16 protein-coding genes are annotated in these 18279 nt (G+C 50.1%); 10 read left to right on the plus strand and 6 right to left on the minus strand.

Annotation, left to right across the window (positions count from 1 at the left end; translation table 11 throughout):
• Positions 1–365 precede the first annotated feature (365 nt).
• The 5 genes from topA (at position 366) to acnA (ending at position 7759) form a co-directional block, all read left to right on the plus strand.
• Positions 366–2963: a type I DNA topoisomerase gene (gene topA, locus GHC22_RS10960; protein ID WP_003833325.1), complete on the plus strand. Its 2598-nt coding sequence runs from the start codon at positions 366–368 to the stop codon at positions 2961–2963.
• Positions 2964–3171: 208 nt separating this feature from the next.
• Positions 3172–4146 carry an HTH-type transcriptional regulator CysB gene (cysB, locus tag GHC22_RS10965; protein WP_003020610.1) on the plus strand — a complete coding sequence of 325 codons (975 nt, stop codon included), beginning with the start codon at positions 3172–3174 and terminating at the stop codon, positions 4144–4146.
• 315 nt (positions 4147–4461) lie between these two features.
• Positions 4462–4602 (plus strand): YmiA family putative membrane protein, encoded by a 141-nt coding sequence (locus tag GHC22_RS10970; RefSeq protein WP_220471133.1) that lies wholly within the window; start codon positions 4462–4464, stop codon positions 4600–4602.
• Between the two features lie 2 nt (positions 4603–4604).
• A complete protein-coding gene (locus GHC22_RS24575) occupies positions 4605–4775 on the plus strand; it encodes a hypothetical protein (RefSeq protein ID WP_165612489.1) in 171 nt (56 codons plus the stop codon).
• A 308-nt stretch (positions 4776–5083) separates the two neighbouring features.
• On the plus strand, positions 5084–7759 hold the full coding sequence (gene acnA / locus GHC22_RS10975) for an aconitate hydratase AcnA (RefSeq protein WP_153752918.1): 2676 nt from the start codon (positions 5084–5086) through the stop codon (positions 7757–7759).
• Positions 7760–7808: 49 nt separating this feature from the next.
• Here the strand turns inward: acnA and ribA are convergent, their stop codons facing one another.
• A complete protein-coding gene (gene ribA, locus GHC22_RS10980; RefSeq protein ID WP_003020601.1) occupies positions 7809–8399 on the minus strand; it encodes a GTP cyclohydrolase II in 591 nt (196 codons plus the stop codon).
• 201 nt (positions 8400–8600) lie between these two features.
• Here ribA and pgpB point away from each other — a divergent pair, with 201 nt between their 5' ends.
• The 5 genes from pgpB (at position 8601) to yciH (ending at position 12255) form a co-directional block, all read left to right on the plus strand.
• Positions 8601–9365, plus strand: a complete 765-nt coding sequence (pgpB, locus tag GHC22_RS10985) for a phosphatidylglycerophosphatase B (protein ID WP_153752920.1) — start codon at positions 8601–8603, stop codon at positions 9363–9365.
• A gap of 149 nt (positions 9366–9514) precedes the next feature.
• Positions 9515–9823: a LapA family protein gene (locus GHC22_RS10990; protein WP_003020595.1), complete on the plus strand. Its 309-nt coding sequence runs from the start codon at positions 9515–9517 to the stop codon at positions 9821–9823.
• A gap of 6 nt (positions 9824–9829) precedes the next feature.
• On the plus strand, positions 9830–10999 hold the full coding sequence (gene lapB / locus GHC22_RS10995; protein ID WP_008784929.1) for a lipopolysaccharide assembly protein LapB: 1170 nt from the start codon (positions 9830–9832) through the stop codon (positions 10997–10999).
• A gap of 191 nt (positions 11000–11190) precedes the next feature.
• Positions 11191–11928, plus strand: coding sequence for an orotidine-5'-phosphate decarboxylase (gene pyrF, locus GHC22_RS11000; protein WP_103285296.1), 738 nt, complete (start codon positions 11191–11193; stop codon positions 11926–11928).
• Entirely contained in the window at positions 11929–12255 is a 327-nt protein-coding gene (gene yciH / locus GHC22_RS11005) for a stress response translation initiation inhibitor YciH (protein WP_003833315.1), read from the plus strand. It abuts the gene before it with no gap.
• A 91-nt stretch (positions 12256–12346) separates the two neighbouring features.
• On the opposite strand, the gene osmB is transcribed toward yciH, so the two are convergent.
• The 5 genes from osmB to GHC22_RS11030 form a co-directional block, all read right to left on the minus strand.
• A complete protein-coding gene (gene osmB, locus GHC22_RS11010) occupies positions 12347–12565 on the minus strand; it encodes an osmotically-inducible lipoprotein OsmB (protein ID WP_003020583.1) in 219 nt (72 codons plus the stop codon).
• 268 nt (positions 12566–12833) lie between these two features.
• On the minus strand, positions 12834–13586 hold the full coding sequence (locus tag GHC22_RS11015) for a DNA-binding transcriptional regulator YciT (RefSeq protein ID WP_003020580.1): 753 nt from the start codon (positions 13584–13586) through the stop codon (positions 12834–12836).
• A 95-nt stretch (positions 13587–13681) separates the two neighbouring features.
• A complete protein-coding gene (locus GHC22_RS11020) occupies positions 13682–13864 on the minus strand; it encodes a hypothetical protein (protein ID WP_003833313.1) in 183 nt (60 codons plus the stop codon).
• 183 nt (positions 13865–14047) lie between these two features.
• The gene (gene pdeR / locus GHC22_RS11025; protein ID WP_153752922.1) at positions 14048–16039 is read right to left on the minus strand and encodes a cyclic di-GMP phosphodiesterase; all 1992 of its coding nucleotides are present in this window, start codon (positions 16037–16039) and stop codon (positions 14048–14050) included.
• A gap of 265 nt (positions 16040–16304) precedes the next feature.
• Positions 16305–18239 (minus strand): exoribonuclease II, encoded by a 1935-nt coding sequence (locus GHC22_RS11030; RefSeq protein WP_057067367.1) that lies wholly within the window; start codon positions 18237–18239, stop codon positions 16305–16307.
• Positions 18240–18279 lie beyond the last annotated feature (40 nt).

Consider the following 18279-nt stretch of genomic DNA (forward strand, 5'->3'; position numbering starts at 1 on the left):
CTGAGCCCGCCTTATGGGCAAATATTCCCTGACATAAATGAAGGTTTTACGACAGTGTTACAACTGGCGAGATTTGTTTTTGCATGCTAATAAAGTTGCGTAACGCATTTTATCAGGTACAGTGTGACGCTTTCGTCAATCTGGCAACAGATTTGCTTGACATTCGACCAATACTTCGTCGTGCTAGAGCGTTTGTGAGAAAAAAAGCCTGTTAACTCAGTTACATGAGAGTTACATTACAAGCGCGAAACAGTTTAAGGGGTTGATATCCGCCGACGCAGAGACCATATCGATGTCTCGTCGCCAGTGGAAGGTGAATCAACGTGCGACGCATTCTGGAAGAATCAAATTAGGTAAAGGTGAATATGGGTAAAGCTCTTGTCATCGTTGAGTCCCCGGCAAAAGCCAAAACGATCAACAAGTATCTGGGTAATGACTACGTGGTGAAATCCAGCGTCGGTCATATCCGTGATTTGCCGACCAGTGGCTCAGCAACTAAAAAGAGCGCCGACTCAACCTCCACCAAAACGGCTAAAAAGCCCAAAAAGGATGAACGTGGCGCTCTCGTCAACCGTATGGGTGTTGACCCGTGGCACAACTGGGATGCGCGCTATGAAGTGCTGCCTGGTAAAGAGAAAGTTGTTTCTGAACTGAAGCAACTGGCTGAAAAAGCCGACCACATCTATCTCGCAACCGACCTTGACCGCGAAGGGGAAGCCATTGCATGGCACCTGCGGGAAGTCATCGGTGGCGACGACACCCGCTACAGCCGCGTGGTGTTTAACGAAATTACCAAAAATGCTATTCGCCAGGCGTTTGAAAAACCGGGCGAGTTGAACATCGATCGTGTTAATGCGCAACAGGCGCGCCGCTTTATGGACCGTGTTGTGGGCTATATGGTGTCGCCACTGCTGTGGAAAAAAATTGCGCGTGGTCTGTCTGCCGGTCGCGTACAGTCTGTGGCTGTGCGTCTGGTGGTTGAGCGTGAACGCGAAATCAAAGCATTTGTTCCAGAAGAGTTCTGGGAAATTGATGCTAACACGACCACGCCGGGCGGCGACGCGTTGCCGCTTGAGGTGACGCATCAAAATGACAAACCGTTCCGTCCTGTAAATCGGGAACAAACGCTTGCCGCTGTTAGCCTGTTGGAAAAAGCGCGCTATAGCGTCCTGGAACGTGAAGATAAACCGACCAGCAGCAAGCCGAGCGCACCGTTCATTACCTCCACGCTACAGCAGGCTGCGAGCACGCGTCTGGGCTTTGGTGTGAAGAAAACCATGATGATGGCGCAGCGCTTGTATGAAGCGGGTTACATCACTTACATGCGTACTGACTCAACCAACCTGAGCCAGGATGCTGTCACCATGGTTCGCGATTACATCAGTGATAATTTTGGCAAAAAATATTTGCCGGAGAGCGCGAACCAGTACGCCAGCAAAGAGAACTCGCAGGAAGCACACGAAGCTATCCGTCCTTCCGATGTCGCCGTACTGGCGGAGTCGCTGAAAGATATGGAAGCCGATGCGCAAAAACTGTATCAGCTGATCTGGCGCCAGTTTGTTGCTTGTCAGATGACGCCAGCGAAATATGACTCTACCACCCTGACCGTGGGTGCGGGTGATTTCCGTCTGAAAGCGCGTGGTCGTATTCTGCGCTTCGATGGTTGGACCAAAGTGATGCCAGCGCTGCGTAAGGGCGATGAAGATCGCATCTTACCGGCGGTGGACAAAGGCGATACCTTGACGCTTATCGAGCTGACACCTGCGCAGCACTTCACCAAGCCGCCTGCACGCTTCAGTGAAGCTTCGCTGGTTAAAGAGCTTGAAAAGCGTGGCATTGGTCGTCCATCCACCTATGCGTCGATCATCTCTACGATTCAGGATCGCGGTTATGTTCGCGTTGAAAACCGTCGCTTCTACGCTGAAAAAATGGGTGAAATCGTCACCGATCGTCTGGAAGAAAACTTCCGCGAGCTGATGAACTACGATTTTACCGCGCAGATGGAAGACAGCCTCGACCAGGTGGCGAATCACGAAGCCGAATGGAAGGGCGTACTCGACAACTTCTTCACTGATTTTACTCAGCAGTTAGATAAAGCCGAGAAAGATCCTGAAGAAGGCGGTATGCGTCCGAACCAGATGGTGCTGACCAGCATTGATTGCCCGACCTGCGGACGCAAGATGGGTATTCGTACCGCCAGTACCGGCGTTTTCCTTGGTTGCTCCGGCTACGCACTTTCCCCGAAAGAGCGTTGCAAAACCACCATTAACCTGGTGCCGGAAAACGAAGTATTGAACGTGCTGGAAGGCGATGACGCTGAAACGAACGCATTGCGCGCCAAACGCCGCTGCCAGAAGTGCGGTACAGCAATGGACAGTTATCTCATCGATCCTAAGCGTAAATTGCATGTGTGTGGTAATAACCCAACCTGCGACGGCTACGAGATCGAAGAGGGTGAATTCCGTATCAAGGGTTATGACGGTCCTATCGTAGAGTGCGAAAAATGTGGTTCTGAAATGCACCTGAAAATGGGACGTTTCGGCAAGTACATGGCGTGTACTAACGACGAGTGTAAAAACACCCGTAAGATCCTGCGTAACGGTGAAGTTGCTCCGCCGAAAGAAGATCCGGTTCCGCTGCCGGAACTGCCGTGTGAAAAATCTGACGCGTATTTCGTGTTACGTGATGGTGCTGCAGGTATCTTCCTGGCGGCCAATACGTTCCCGAAATCACGTGAGACTCGTGCGCCGTTGGTGGAAGAGTTGTACCGCTTCCGCGATCGCCTGCCGGAAAAACTGCGTTATCTGGCAGATGCGCCGCAAACAGACCCGGATGGTAACAAGTCTATGGTTCGTTTCAGCCGTAAAACCAAGCAGCAATACGTTGCCGCTGAGAAAGACGGTAAGGCGACTGGCTGGTCCGCGTTCTTCGTTGACGGTAAATGGGTAGAAGGGAAGAAATAACAGCGTTTCGGCTGAATTTCTCCTCAAAGGGTCGCGAAAGCGGCCCTTTTTGTTTCTGGCATATTATTTTTTGTCATACCTATACAGCGGACATATAAATGATATAGTGGTTATAGTTAACAGTCTTTTTATTATTAAATCGTATTAGCAGCGCCCACGAGCCTGCACTGAAACGATGATTTGATGGCGCGAATCGGGATGGCATAACATGAAATTACAGCAGCTTCGCTACATTGTTGAGGTGGTGAACCACAACCTTAATGTCTCCTCAACGGCGGAAGGGCTTTATACCTCTCAGCCCGGTATCAGTAAGCAAGTTCGTATGCTGGAAGATGAACTTGGCATCCAGATTTTCGCCCGTAGTGGTAAGCATCTGACCCAGGTTACGCCAGCGGGGCAGGAAGTCATCCGTATTGCGCGCGAAGTACTGTCTAAGGTAGATGCTATTAAGTCCGTTGCTGGCGAACATACCTGGCCGGATAAAGGCTCGCTATATATCGCCACCACGCACACCCAGGCACGTTACGCTTTGCCGAACGTGATTAAGGGTTTTATTGAGCGATATCCTCGTGTTTCATTGCATATGCATCAGGGATCGCCGACGCAAATTGCCGAAGCCGTCTCGAAAGGGAATGCGGATTTTGCCATCGCGACGGAAGCCCTGCATCTGTATGACGATCTGGTGATGTTACCTTGTTACCACTGGAACCGTTCGATTGTCGTCACGCCGGATCATCCGTTGGCGGGAAAATCCTCGGTTTCTATTGAGGAACTGGCACAGTATCCACTGGTGACCTACACCTTTGGATTTACCGGGCGTTCGGAGCTGGACACCGCGTTTAACCGTGCGGGTCTGGAGCCGCGTATTGTTTTTACCGCGACCGATGCCGATGTTATTAAAACCTATGTCCGTCTGGGTCTCGGCGTGGGTGTAATTGCCAGTATGGCGGTTGATCCTGTTTCCGATCCTGACCTGGTACGTGTGGATGCGCACGATATCTTCAGCCATAGCACCACCAAAATTGGTTTTCGTCGCAGCACCTTCTTACGCAGTTACATGTATGATTTCATTCAACGTTTCGCGCCGCATCTGACGCGTGATGTGGTGGACACGGCGGTGGCACTGCGTTCCAACGATGATATTGAAGCCATGTTTAAAGATATTAAATTGCCTGAGAAATAATAACGGTTGTTACCTCGTCGGTATCCGTAAGCATAAAGTGATACCGACAGGAGAGTCTGAATTTATTCATTATTTCTCCTCCTATATATTAACCATATATTATTTATGGAAAAAGTTCTCTAAAGTAGTTTCAAATTAGTCAGCTTGCCAAAAATCACGCTCAAATATTCATAATTGATCAAACAATTGATTTATTTATCAGATCGAGTCCGAAAATTAACTGGCTTTTTTTCGCCTTTTTTATTAGGATTCCTCCTATCTGATGATTAATTGTACCAATTGTTTGGTGCCTAAATGATAAGTGATTTCGATAGTATGAGGTTAGCGATGCCTTCAGGAAACCAGTCTGCACGCCGGGATCCCGCGATGAAACGTAAAGCCTGGTTCGCCGTGTTTCTTGGCTCTGCGATATTCTGGATTATTGTCGCACTCGTGGCCTGGAACGTGTGGGGGTAAGTATGTCCGCACCGGAGCAGCACTCTACCGTGACGCCAGCGTCTCATGACCATGAGCAAGAGAGCAAAACCGTAGCCGAGAAAGATCCAAAGATACCCGAATCCTGGAATCTTTCTCCTGAACAACGGGCGTTTATTGACCTGTTAACCGATGATGATAAACAGAAACAATAATTCGTACGTATTTTATAATAATAACGATTACCTCGTGGCCTTAAATATCGAATTGTTTATCCCATGTATTCACCATCAGCCACCTAATCAACGTATTATCGATTGCGCTATTGCCTGCTGAATATTCATCCTATTCATCTACACGGCTAGACCTTACTCCCTACCATTGACCTCACTTCGCGCTTTTGTATCGCGCGCTACTTTTATCAATTTGAGTTGTTATCAAAGCGTTACATTTTGTTTGTGTTATCTTTAATACTAACCCTGAGGAAATCAGGGGATCCAACCCTGTCATTTAAGGAGGAGCTATGTCGTCGACCCTACGAGAAGCCAGTAAGGACACATTGCAGGTTAAAGATAAAACCTACCGCTACTACAGTTTACCTCTGGCCGCTAAATCACTGGGTGATATCACCCGACTACCCAAATCGCTGAAAGTGTTACTGGAAAACCTGCTTCGTTGGCAGGATGGTAATTCCGTAACCGAAGATGATATTCATGCGCTCGCGCATTGGCTGAAGACTGCCCATGCCGATCGTGAAATTGCCTATCGACCCGCTCGTGTTCTGATGCAGGATTTTACCGGCGTGCCGGCGGTGGTCGATCTGGCCGCTATGCGCGAAGCGGTGAAACGTCTGGGTGGGGATACGGCAAAAGTGAATCCGCTTTCGCCAGTGGACCTTGTCATTGACCACTCGGTAACGGTGGACCGTTTTGGTGATGATGATGCTTTCGAAGAAAACGTTCGCCTGGAAATGGAACGTAACCATGAGCGTTACGTGTTCCTGAAATGGGGACAGCAGGCATTTAGTCGCTTCAGCGTTGTGCCACCGGGAACGGGGATTTGCCACCAGGTTAACCTTGAATACCTCGGCAAAGCCGTCTGGAGCGAGTTACAGGACGGTGAGTGGGTGGCTTACCCTGACACGTTGGTCGGCACCGATTCCCATACGACAATGATTAATGGTCTCGGTGTGCTGGGATGGGGCGTTGGAGGCATTGAGGCCGAAGCAGCAATGCTGGGTCAACCGGTCTCTATGCTTATCCCGGATGTTGTGGGCTTCAAACTGGTGGGCAAACTGCGGGAAGGCATCACCGCTACTGACCTGGTTTTAACCGTCACCCAGATGTTGCGTAAGCACGGCGTGGTCGGTAAATTCGTTGAATTCTACGGTGATGGGCTGGACACCTTACCGCTGGCCGATCGGGCAACCATTGCGAACATGTCACCGGAATACGGCGCAACCTGCGGTTTCTTCCCGATCGATAGCATCACTCTTGAATATATGCGTCTGAGTGGGCGCAGTGAGGAGCAGGTTGAGCTGGTCAGCGCCTATGCCAAAGCGCAGGGAATGTGGCGTAATCCTGGGGATGAACCCGTATTTACCAGTTCACTGGAGCTGGATATGGGCAGTGTAGAAGCTAGCCTTGCCGGACCGAAGCGTCCGCAGGATCGGGTGGCACTGGCTGATGTCCCGAAAGCGTTTTCGGCGAGTAATGAACTCGAAGTGAATAGCTCGCTGAAAGATCGCCAGCCAGTGGACTATACAATGAACGGTCACCAGTACCAGCTGCCGGATGGTGCTGTGGTTATTGCAGCGATCACTTCCTGTACCAACACCTCTAACCCAAGCGTATTGATGGCGGCGGGGCTGCTGGCGAAAAAAGCAGTGACTCTTGGTCTGAAACCTCAGCCGTGGGTGAAAGCCTCGTTGGCGCCAGGATCGAAGGTGGTGTCTGATTATCTGGCGCAGGCTGGGTTCACGCCATACCTTGATGAGCTGGGATTTAACCTTGTAGGTTATGGCTGTACCACCTGTATCGGTAACTCGGGTCCGTTACCCGATCCTATCGAGACAGCTATCAAAAAAGTCGACCTCACCGTTGGTGCTGTGCTTTCCGGCAACCGAAACTTTGAGGGGCGTATCCATCCGCTCGTGAAGACCAACTGGTTGGCGTCTCCGCCGCTGGTGGTGGCCTATGCGCTGGCGGGGAATATGAATATCAATCTGACGAAAGATCCGTTAGGGCATGACAGAAAGGGCGATCCCGTATATCTGAAAGATATCTGGCCGACGGCTCAGGAAATTGCCCGTGCCGTGGAGCAGGTTTCTACCGCCATGTTCCATAAAGAGTATGCTGAAGTGTTTGAAGGCACGCCAGAATGGAAAGCAATCCAGGTCGATCGGGCTGATACCTATGGCTGGCAGTCTGACTCAACCTATATCCGCTTGTCGCCGTTCTTCGATGGTATGCAGGCGACGCCGGATCCGGTCCAGGACATTCACGGCGCGCGTATCCTTGCAATGCTTGGAGATTCCGTCACCACTGACCATATTTCTCCTGCAGGTAGTATTAAGCCGGACAGCCCGGCGGGGCGTTATCTGCAAAGCCACGGCGTAGAGCGTAAAGATTTTAACTCCTACGGTTCGCGGCGCGGGAATCATGAAGTAATGATGCGCGGTACCTTTGCCAATATTCGTATTCGCAATGAGATGGTACCTGGCGTGGAAGGTGGGATGACGCGTCATTTGCCGGGAACTGAGGTAGTGGCTATCTATGATGCGGCTATGCAATATCAACAGGAGAATATTCCCCTGGCGGTTATTGCCGGGAAAGAGTATGGCTCTGGCTCCAGTCGCGACTGGGCGGCAAAAGGCCCGCGCTTGCTGGGGGTTCGCGTGGTTATCGCTGAATCCTTTGAGCGAATTCACCGTTCTAACCTGATTGGTATGGGGATTTTGCCGCTGGAATTCCCACAGGGCGTCACGCGTAAAACGCTGGGACTAACCGGTGAGGAAACGATCGATATTACGGATCTGCAAAACATCAAACCGGGTGCAACAGTGCCGGTGAGTATGGTTCGCTCGGATGGACGTAAAGAGGTGGTTTTATGCCGCTGCCGTATCGATACCGCGACGGAGCTAACGTACTACCAAAACGATGGCATACTGCACTACGTGATTCGTAATATGTTGAGCTAGAATGTAAAAAGCCTGCAAGAGCAGGCTTTTTTATCGGCGGTAACAATTATTACTTGCCCAGCAAATGTCCCATCTTGGCGGCTTTGGTGTCCAGGTAATGTTCATTGTTCGGGTTACGACCCACAATCAGCGGCACGCGTTCAACAATGTTGATTCCCGCTTCGGTCAGAATTTCCACTTTTTTCGGGTTATTGGTCAGCAAACGAACTTCGTCCACACCAAGCAGCTTGAACATATCCGCACACAGCGTGAAATCACGCTCATCTGCCGCAAAGCCCAACTGATGGTTAGCTTCAACGGTATCATAACCCTGGTCCTGCAACGCGTAGGCGCGGATTTTATTGAGCAGGCCGATATTGCGTCCTTCCTGACGATGATAAAGCAGGATACCGCGCCCTTCTTCAGCAATATGGGTGAGAGCCGCTTCGAGCTGGAAACCGCAATCGCAACGCAGGCTAAACAATGCATCGCCAGTCAGACATTCGGAGTGGACACGCGCCAGGACAGGCGTTTGGCCTGTGATATCGCCAAAAACCAGTGCGACGTGATCGTGTCCGGTTGCCAGTTCTTCAAATCCCACCATCAGGAAATCACCCCAGGGGGTTGGCAGTTTGGCTTCTGCCACACGTTTAAGCTGCATGTAATTCTCCAGATTATGCTGGCACTGTCGTGCCGTCGCCTGTTGGCTTCTGTTCTATATTGCACTATTTTGCCATAAGGCAACGATGTTCACCTAATCGCGACAACGGATTCGCTTTTGGAATGGCACAAAATTGTCAATTTCCCCGGCATGCGCTTTTTTCAGTTATGATTGTGAGACTTATCGACGAAAGGAGAGGCAATGCTGTCAATTGCAAAGCGCACTGCGGTCGGGGCCGGGCTGCTACTTATTATGCCGGTTGCCGTATGGGTATCGGGCTGGAGCTGGCAGCCGGGACATAACGTTTGGTGGCTAAAATCTCTGTACTGGATAACGGAAACGGTGACGCAGCCGTGGGGCATTATCACTCACGTTGTTCTCTGTGCATGGTTTCTGTGGTGTCTGCGTTTTCGTCTGAAAGCTGCGGTAATGCTGTTTGCGATCCTGGCTGCGGCAATCTTAGTCGGTCAGGGCGTGAAGTCCTGGGTTAAAGACAGGGTGCAGGAACCTCGGCCCTTTGTCGTGTGGCTGGAAAAAACGCACCATATTCCGGTTGATGAGTTCTACACTTTAAAACGTAAAGATCGTGGTCACTTCGTTAAAGAGCAATTGGCCGAACAACAGGATATTCCGACGTTTCTACGTAAGCATTGGCAAAAAGAAACGGGTTTTGCCTTTCCGTCAGGGCATACGATGTTTGCCGCCAGCTGGGCTTTACTGGCCGTTGGGCTGTTATGGCCACGCCGACGTACGCTGACAATTGTGTTTTTACTTATCTGGGCTACGGGCGTTATGGGCAGCCGCTTGCTATTAGGCATGCACTGGCCCCGTGATTTGGTCGTTGCAACGCTGATTTCATGGTTGCTGGTAACACTGGCGACATGGCTTGCGCAGCGGGTATGCGGACCATTAACGCCGCCTTTGCAGGAGGAAAAAGAAATCGCTCAGCGTGAACAAGAAAGTTAGCCATGATTGATTTTTCGAATTTTGCCCTTAAATCAGAAAGGGGAAAGCGCTTTTCCGTTTCGCACTCGTTGTGAAAATGGTAATTTAAAGGGCTCAACGCGGTAAGTTGTACACGATTTATTCGCTCAAACCACATAACGGGAAGTAATGTGAAATATTTACTCATTTTCTTACTGGTGTTGGCGATTTTTGTTATTTCGGTGACATTAGGTGCGCAAAACGATCAACAGGTTACGTTTAATTACCTGCTGGCTCAGGGTGAGTATCGTATCTCTACGCTGCTTGCTGTATTGTTTGCCGCAGGTTTTGCGATTGGTTGGTTAATTTGTGGCCTTTTCTGGCTGAAGGTTCGTGTGTCTCTTGCGCGTGCCGAACGTAAAATCAAACGACTGGAAAACCAGCTTACGCCTGCGACCGACGTTGCGGTTTCTGCCGATTCGTCGGTTGTGAAGGAATAATTATTTATGTTGGAGTTGTTGTTTCTGCTTTTGCCTGTAGCCGCTGCCTATGGGTGGTATATGGGTCGCAGAAGTGCGCAACAAACCAAGCAGGATGAAGCTAACCGTCTTTCCCGTGACTATGTCGCCGGGGTTAACTTCCTTCTGAGCAACCAACAAGACAAAGCGGTGGATCTGTTCCTCGATATGCTAAAAGAGGATACGGGCACCGTTGAGGCGCATCTCACCCTCGGAAACCTGTTTCGCTCGCGCGGTGAAGTCGACCGCGCAATCCGCATCCATCAAACGTTAATGGAAAGTGCTTCGCTAACCTACGAGCAGCGTTTGTTGGCCGTACAACAGCTGGGGCGCGACTACATGGCCGCAGGTCTGTACGACCGCGCGGAAGACATGTTTAATCAGCTTACCGATGAAACAGATTTTCGCGTCGGTGCATTACAGCAACTGCTGCAAATTTATCAGGCGACCAGTGAATGGCAGAAAGCGATTGATGTCGCAGAACGTCTGGTGAAGCTCGGTAAAGATAAACAACGTATCGAGATAGCTCACTTCTACTGCGAACTGGCCTTACAGCAGATGGGCAGCGACGATATGGATCGCGCCATGACGCTGTTGAAAAAAGGGGCTGCGGCAGACAAAAACAGTGCCCGTGTTTCCATCATGATGGGCCGTGTGTACATGGTGAAAGGCGATTACGCGAAGGCCGTTGAAAGTCTGCAACGCGTGATTTCTCAGGATAAAGAACTGGTCAGCGAAACGCTGGAAATGCTGCAAAGCTGCTACCAGCATCTGGGGAAAAACGATGAGTGGGCCGAGTTTTTACGTCGGGCCGTTGAGGAGAATACTGGCGCCGCCGCAGAGCTGATGCTGGCCGATATTCTTGAAGCGCGTGAGGGGACTGATACCGCTCAGGTTTATATTACCCGCCAGCTACAACGCCATCCTACGATGCGCGTGTTCCACAAGTTGATGGATTACCATCTTAACGAAGCAGAAGAAGGGCGCGCGAAAGAGAGCCTGATGGTTCTGCGCGATATGGTCGGGGAGCAGGTGCGCAGCAAGCCTCGGTATCGTTGCCAGAAGTGCGGATTTACCGCATATACACTGTACTGGCACTGCCCATCCTGTCGCTCATGGTCAACCATTAAGCCTATTCGCGGACTTGATGGGCTGTAATTTTTAAAAAAAACTTCACTTTAGTTACAACATACTAATGATGTGTAACCAATCCATCCTCAACCTCCGTCGCCAAATTCGCCTGGCAGAAATGTAATCGCGCCTGTTAATTTTCTATTGCCGCAGGTAGAATGCACGCCGTTTACCCATTTTGCGCCGCCGATGGCGCCCATCCTCAGGAAGGTCTGGTCATGACGTTTACTGCTTCATCTTTTTCTCGTGCTGTTACTGATTCTCCTGTCGTTGTCGCTCTCGATTATTCCAATCGTGATAAAGCATTAGCTTTTGTCGACAGAATTGATCCTCGTGATTGCCGTTTGAAAGTGGGCAAAGAGATGTTCACGCTTTTTGGACCTCAGTTGGTTCGCGATTTACAACAGCGTGGCTTTGACGTTTTTCTTGATTTGAAATTTCATGATATTCCCAATACTACCGCGCATGCCGTTGCGGCGGCGGCTGAGCTTGGCGTGTGGATGGTTAACGTTCATGCTTCAGGTGGGGCGCGTATGATGACCGCCGCACGTGAAGCCCTGGTGCCTTTTGGCAAGGATGCGCCGCTGCTGATTGCAGTAACAGTTCTGACCAGTATGGAAGCCAGCGATCTTGCCGACCTTGGCGTGACGTTGTCACCTGCGGAGCATGCGGAAAGGCTGGCGCGTTTAACCCAACATTGTGGTTTGGATGGCGTCGTATGCTCCGCGCAGGAAGCAGTGCGATTCAAGCAGGCATTTGGTCAGGCATTTAAACTGGTTACGCCGGGTATTCGCCCTGAAGGTAGCGAGGCAGGCGACCAGCGTCGCATTATGACGCCGGAACAGGCACAGTCAGCTGGCGTGGATTATATGGTTATTGGTCGTCCAGTTACGCAGTCGGCAGATCCGGCTCAGACGCTGAAGATGATCAATGCCTCCCTGAAACGAGGTGCGTAAATGAACGACTCAAATTCTCGTCTGGTCTACTCAACTGACACCGGGCGTATTGATGAACCGAAAGCCGTCCCAGAGCGTCCCAAAGGCGATGGCATTGTCCGTATCCAGCGACAGACCAGTGGCCGCAAAGGTAAGGGCGTGTGCCTGATTACTGGAATAGATCAGGACGATGCTGAACTGACCAAATTAGCTGCGGAACTGAAGAAAAAATGTGGTTGCGGCGGGGCAGTGAAGGATGGCGTGATTGAGATACAGGGTGATAAACGCGACCTGATTAAATCGCTGCTGGAAGCCAAAGGAATGAAAGTTAAATTGGCTGGCGGTTAATAAAAAAAGCCACGGAATTTTTCCGTGGCTTTTTAATAATACAGACCTGAAAAAGTAAACGTATTATTATATCGAGCCGTTTAACCGTAAATTATTTACCCACCTGGTGGCCAATAATACCACCTACTGCAGCACCACCCAGCGTGCCCAGCGTGCTGCCGTCAGTCAGGACTGCACCACCGATTGCACCAGCACCAGCACCAATTGCGGTGTTACGGTCACGTTTGGACCAGTTAGAGCAGGCACTCAGCGACATTGCCAGAGTAATTGCCAAAATGGCAGCGGTCATTTTTTTGCTCGTTACTAACATAATACTTTCTCCTGAATTATTGATTCACGGAATCCAGTGTTCTTTAAGAGTAGCGCTAAATTTAGGCTAACGAAGATATTTCCGTGAAACCGTTTAGCGAAGGCATGACAAACACTATCCTGAGATTGGAGGTTCGTTCCTGTTATATCGCTAACATTAATTTTACGACTTAATCCTGTTAACGACAGGTAAAAAGTCTTAATTGGACTGTCAGATAACTCTCAGAGAGGGGATGATTTGCCGACTGACAAATCATCTGCTGAAGATTTTATGCGTGCGCATCAATGATATTGACGGTTAATCCTGAATGCTCGAGCTGCATTTGTACGCTGGCGCTGAGTCTGGAATCCGTGACTACGCGGCTGAATCGCTCTAATGGACCCAGCGTGTAAGGGTGAATGGCTTCGAATTTTGAGCTGTCAGTAAGTACAATAACTTCTGCACCTTTTTCCAGCACCGCGTTAACCACATCAGAACGCATCATGTCGCGTCCGGTGAAGCCGGTGTCAGCCTGCCAGCCATCAATGCCGATAAAGGCCTTGCTGAAATGTACCTGCTGGATAAACTGGCGAGTTAAGGGCCCCACCATGCTTTCGCTTTTTTTCTGATAGATGCCGCCAAGGAGAATCACTTCGCAGGGGGTTTCTTTCAGCAGATGGGCTATATAACTGCTGACGGTAATGATGGTGACATCTTTTTGCTCCGCCAGCGTTCTGGCCAAGAGCGCATTGCTGCTGCCGTTTTCAATGAATACGGACTCGCCAGGGCTTACCAAAGATGCGGCAAATTCGGCCAGTTCACGCTTCAGCGTAAAATTAGTCATCATGCGCGTTTCCACATCATCACTGTTCAATGAAACAGCAAAACCGTGCGCACGGCGTAAATAGCTCTGTTTTTCCAGTGTGTTCAGATCCTGTCGAATCGTCACTTCTGAGACACCGGTGATTTTTGCCAGTTCGGCAACGCTCATCTGACCTTTATCAGTCACCATCTGCAAAATAGATTGTTGTCGGGAATTCATAATATTAATTTTATTGCGATATCGTATCGGAAATTAAACGGAAACTGCTTCATACGCAGTTTGCTTATAGCAGCGACATTAAAGGGTTAATGTCATCAGATCTCCCAGGGAGCCTTGTGCTTTTTGGGCAAAGACTCGGCATCTTCTTTGGCCGTGTCTAGCAGCTCAGCCTTCAGAATTTCGAGATTGTGGATGGCTGAGTGGTAATCACCTGCAACGAGGATATCCAGCACGGTATCAATGCGTTCGGCCAGACGCTGAGCGTCGATATCAGACATGGTTATCATCCTAATAGCAATAGAGTTTGAATTTCATGATGCAGAATTTCATGGCAAAAGAGAAGGGAAAAATAGTATTAACTATCAATGATAGAAGAATATTATATATTCTGTGATTACATGCAGATAGGATCGTTACGTAATGTCCATTTATGGCTATTAATGACGTTTGATCCCACAGCATTAGCGCGTTTTTTTATTCAGATGTCGTCGATACCAACGTTCAAATGCAGCCGCTGGCATTGGTTTGGCAAACAAAAAACCCTGACGCTCGTTGACACCATTTTTGGTTAAAAACGCATCCTCTTTCGCGCTTTCAACACCTTCGGCGATGACCTGCAGATTGAGTGCTTGTGCGACCGCAACAATGGCACGTACCAGCGACTGCGAAATAGGTTGTTTGTGTACATCCCTGACAAAGGTTTGATCCAGTTTAATTGCATCAAGCGGGAAGCGGGCCAGTTGAGACAGTGACGAATATCCAGTACCAAAATCATCCAAATGGATTTGCGCCCCCAACTGGCTAAACTGCTGAATGACGGACAGTGCCAACTGCTCATTTTCAATCAAACTGCTTTCCGTTAACTCGACATCGATGGGGCAATATTCAAAGTCGAGTTCATGAAGCACCTGTTTGAGATCGGTAAATAGCGTCTGATCGGCGAGCTGGCGGGCAGAAACGTTTACCGCCACGCGCAGATTGATTCCCTTGGCGCGCCATTTTGCGACCTGACGCACAACGTCCAGAATAACCCAGCGACCCAGCGGAACGATAAGCCCTGATTCTTCGGCGTAGGAGATAAATTCCAGTGGTGGAATGAGGCCGCGTTCCGGAGACTGCCAGCGTACCAGCGCCTCCAGGCTGCGCACTTCGCCTCGCCAGGTTATCTTTGGCTGATAATGGATAACCAGTTGATCGTTTTCCAGCGCCTTGCGCAGGTTAGTATCCAGCCACAGGTATTCAAATACCCGCTGATTCATTTCCGGAGAGAAAACACAAAACTGTCCGCGGCCGCCTTCTTTCGCGGTGTACATGGCCGTATCGGCGTTACGAATGACGCTCTCGCAGTCCTGACCATGCTGTGGAGCGAGGGAAATACCAATAGAGCAGCCTGTATAGACTTCAATCAGGCCAATGCGAAAGGGTTGACGCAGGCGTGTCAGAATGCGCGATGCGGTAGCTTCCAGAGTGCTCTGGGACGTTTCGGTGGCAAGGACGATAAATTCATCACCGCCAAACCGAGCCAATAGTTGGTTGTCGTCAAGACAACTGAGAATTGCCAGCGACACGCTCTGCAACAGCTGATCGCCAAACATATGCCCGTAGGCGTCGTTCACCTTTTTGAAGTTATCCAGATCGAGATATACAATCCCAACCTGAGTATCACCTGCGTTCTCAATCGCGTCGCTTATTAGCTCATGAATGGCGTTACGGTTCGGTAATCCGGTGATGGAGTCGGTATTAGCCAACATACGCAGGCGTTCCTGCGCGCGGCGTTCTTCAGTGATATCGGTGCCGGAACAGATCAGAAATATTTCGTTCTTGCCGCTACCGTTATGTACAAACTTATTGCGAAAAAGAAACAGGCGCTGACCTTTGCAGGTCTTCACCCAACGTTCGACTTCATATGAGTTGCCTTCGCGAAAAAAGACCTCGATGTTGCGTCTGGAGGCTGCGGCTTCACGTCGACTCATAAACAGTGTGAATACGCTTTGGCCAATGACTTCACGTTCTCTGAGTCCGGTGTACTCTTCGCACAGACGGTTAAAACGCTGAATGTTGCCCATGCGGTCAAGAATGACAATAACGGAATTGGCTTCTGAAACCACCTGTTCGGCAAAAGAGAGACCTTGAGCCAGGTCGCGTGCGACGGATGGGGTGTCATCCCAGGCTGATGCGCTGCCGGCCCATTCGCGCTTATTGATTTTCCGCCCGACCAAATGTACCGGAATATCGTCATCTTCAATGGGTAACGTCATCAACAGGCTTGACGTAATTACCGTCATCTCGCGAATGCGGTCGGCCTGCTCGGGTGATAATTCGATGGTCTGCTCAGCGTCTGCTGTTTCGTCAATAGAGAAATGCAGGATGTTGAAATCCTCTGACAAACGCCAGTAGGGGTTATGAGTGCCCACATAGCTATACAACGTAACCAGCTCCCGGACGTCTTTCATGATGTGTACTATCCCGTTTAAAGCGCATAAAGCCTCAAAAGTAAGGGTAGCCATGATTCATTCAGGGTGATTATGGCTGAACGTATTGTTTTATTTATATATTTATATGTAATCCAGAATCCATAAAAAGCAAAGCCAGCGGAACTGAAAAATAGTAAAAAAAAATTTTGACTGGATAAGAGAAGTGTAGTGTGTGGTTGAAATTTGGCCGCTAAAAAAAGAAAACGACCTTTCAAAAAAGAGAAAGGTCGTTGGATTTGTCAGTTTACGCTGCTGGACGCGCGATAACGCTACGGGTTTCCATGCGAACTTCGGCGATAGTTACGTCAATCACATCAGTGACTTTGTAAACCACTTCACCTTTGATTTGTACGGTACCACTTTCCTGGCTGCAGACCAGTTCATCACGCACGGCGTGCAGGAAGGGTGCAGGAATAAAGGCAACAGCGCCATTATCAACCAAACGTACGCGCATGCCGCCGCGGCTGACGTCGATGATCTCGGCCGCAAAGCGGGTGTCGGTTCCGGCTTTATCACTCAGGAAACGGGCGTATAGCCAGTCACCCACGTCACGCTCAGCCATCCGGTTCAGGCGACGACGTTCCGCCATTTGCACGGTGGTATCATCCTGAGGTCGGGCGACGGTTTCGCCTTTGATGACGGCCTTAAGCAGACGGTGGTTGATCATATCGCCGTACTTACGGATTGGGGAAGTCCAGGTGGCATATGCCTCCAGACCCAACCCAAAGTGTGGACCTGGCTCAATACTAATTTCAGCGTAAGACTGGAAGCGGCGAATTCGGCTGTCGAGGAAGCCGGATGGCTGTGCATCCAGTTCGCGGCGCAGTTTGCAGAAACCTTCCAGTGTCAGTACTTCTTCGGCATCGACGTGCATACCGTGGGTTTTCAGCAGCGCGGCCAGAGCGTCGGCGTTGGCCGGGTCGAATCCCATATGGACGTTGTAAATACCGAAGCCCAGCTTGTCGCGAAGCACACGGGCGGCGCAAATATTTGCCGCAATCATGGATTCTTCCACGATACGGTTTGCGATGCGGCGCGGCTCAGCGACGATGTCCAGTACTTCACCTTTTTCACCGAGAACGAAACGGTAATCCGGGCGATCTTTAAAGACCAGCGCGTGGTTATGACGCCACTCTCCTCGGCTCAGGCAAATACGATGCAGCAGACGGATTTGTTCCGCAATCGCGTCGTTTTCTGGTTGCCACTCGCCAGTACCTTCCAGCCAGTCGGAAACATTGTCATAGGCCAGCTTCGCTTTAGACTCGATGGTTGCGGCGAAGAAGGTGATGTTGTCTTCAATCGTGCCATCGGCGGTAATGCTCATACGACAAGCTAAAACCGGGCGCACTTCGTTCGCGCGCAGAGAGCAGAGATCGTCAGACAATTCACGTGGTAACATCGGGATATTGAACCCCGGTAAATAATTGGTGAACGCGCGAATTTTAGCCGTTTTATCCAGCTTGCTGCCTTCTGCAATCCAGGCTGTTGGGTCGGCAATGGCGACGGTTAATTGTAGCGTGCCGTCAGCTTGTTCTTCAGCATACAGCGCATCGTCCATATCTTCGGTGCTGGCGCTGTCGATGGTGACGAAATTGAGGGCGGTTAAATCTTCACGAACCAGGCCTTCGTCCAGCATTTCGGTTGCTACACCGTCTGGTGCTTCTTTTTCCAGATTATGGCGTGCCAGTGTGACCCACCACGGGACAAAGTGGTCATCAGCAAAAGTGATAAATTGGGTTAACTCGGCGTAGAAGGTGCGATCGCCTTTCAGCGGATGGCGGCGCATTTCTGCAACAGCCCAGTCGCCTTCTTTAAATTCATGTTCAACGCCGCGGGCTGCACGACAAGGAATAGCATCTTTCAGTAACGGATGATCCGGCACAATGGACAGACGGTCATTTTTGCCCTGAACTTTACCCACGAAGCGCGTCAGGAAGGGTTCGATCAGTTCTTCCGGCTCAGCAGACTCACGGTCTTTTTCTGTATGGATAACCGCAACAATACGGTCGCCATGCATCACTTTTTTCATCTGCGGCGGTGGAATGAAATAGCTTTTTTGTGCATCGACTTCCAGGAAGCCAAAGCCTTTTTCCGTGGCTTTTACCACCCCTTCAGCACGTGGCGTCTGGGAATGTAGTTGCTGTTTAAGCTGCGCTAGCAGCGGGTTGTCCTGAAGCATAATTGTCTATTTTCGTGGCTAAAAGAGCGGCTGACAGTTT

The organism is Citrobacter sp. H12-3-2, assembly GCF_009649895.1.
Classification (GTDB): domain Bacteria; phylum Pseudomonadota; class Gammaproteobacteria; order Enterobacterales; family Enterobacteriaceae; genus Citrobacter; species Citrobacter portucalensis.

Bases quoted from the DNA above. Each gene is read 5' to 3' on its own strand.
- yciH (WP_003833315.1), top strand. From the start codon at position 11,929: ATGAACGACTCAAATTCTCGTCTGGTCTACTCAACTGACACCGGGCGT.
- lapB (WP_008784929.1), top strand. From the start codon at position 9,830: ATGTTGGAGTTGTTGTTTCTGCTTTTGCCTGTAGCCGCTGCCTATGGG.
- pgpB (WP_153752920.1), top strand. From the start codon at position 8,601: ATGCTGTCAATTGCAAAGCGCACTGCGGTCGGGGCCGGGCTGCTACTT.
- GHC22_RS11020 (WP_003833313.1), bottom strand. From the start codon at position 13,864: ATGTCTGATATCGACGCTCAGCGTCTGGCCGAACGCATTGATACCGTG.
- pdeR (WP_153752922.1), bottom strand. From the start codon at position 16,039: ATGAAAGACGTCCGGGAGCTGGTTACGTTGTATAGCTATGTGGGCACT.
- GHC22_RS10970 (WP_220471133.1), top strand. From the start codon at position 4,462: ATGAGGTTAGCGATGCCTTCAGGAAACCAGTCTGCACGCCGGGATCCC.
- ribA (WP_003020601.1), bottom strand. From the start codon at position 8,399: ATGCAGCTTAAACGTGTGGCAGAAGCCAAACTGCCAACCCCCTGGGGT.
- topA (WP_003833325.1), top strand. From the start codon at position 366: ATGGGTAAAGCTCTTGTCATCGTTGAGTCCCCGGCAAAAGCCAAAACG.
- GHC22_RS24575 (WP_165612489.1), top strand. From the start codon at position 4,605: ATGTCCGCACCGGAGCAGCACTCTACCGTGACGCCAGCGTCTCATGAC.
- osmB (WP_003020583.1), bottom strand. From the start codon at position 12,565: ATGTTAGTAACGAGCAAAAAAATGACCGCTGCCATTTTGGCAATTACT.
- GHC22_RS11015 (WP_003020580.1), bottom strand. From the start codon at position 13,586: ATGAATTCCCGACAACAATCTATTTTGCAGATGGTGACTGATAAAGGT.
- cysB (WP_003020610.1), top strand. From the start codon at position 3,172: ATGAAATTACAGCAGCTTCGCTACATTGTTGAGGTGGTGAACCACAAC.
- acnA (WP_153752918.1), top strand. From the start codon at position 5,084: ATGTCGTCGACCCTACGAGAAGCCAGTAAGGACACATTGCAGGTTAAA.
- GHC22_RS11030 (WP_057067367.1), bottom strand. From the start codon at position 18,239: ATGCTTCAGGACAACCCGCTGCTAGCGCAGCTTAAACAGCAACTACAT.
- pyrF (WP_103285296.1), top strand. From the start codon at position 11,191: ATGACGTTTACTGCTTCATCTTTTTCTCGTGCTGTTACTGATTCTCCT.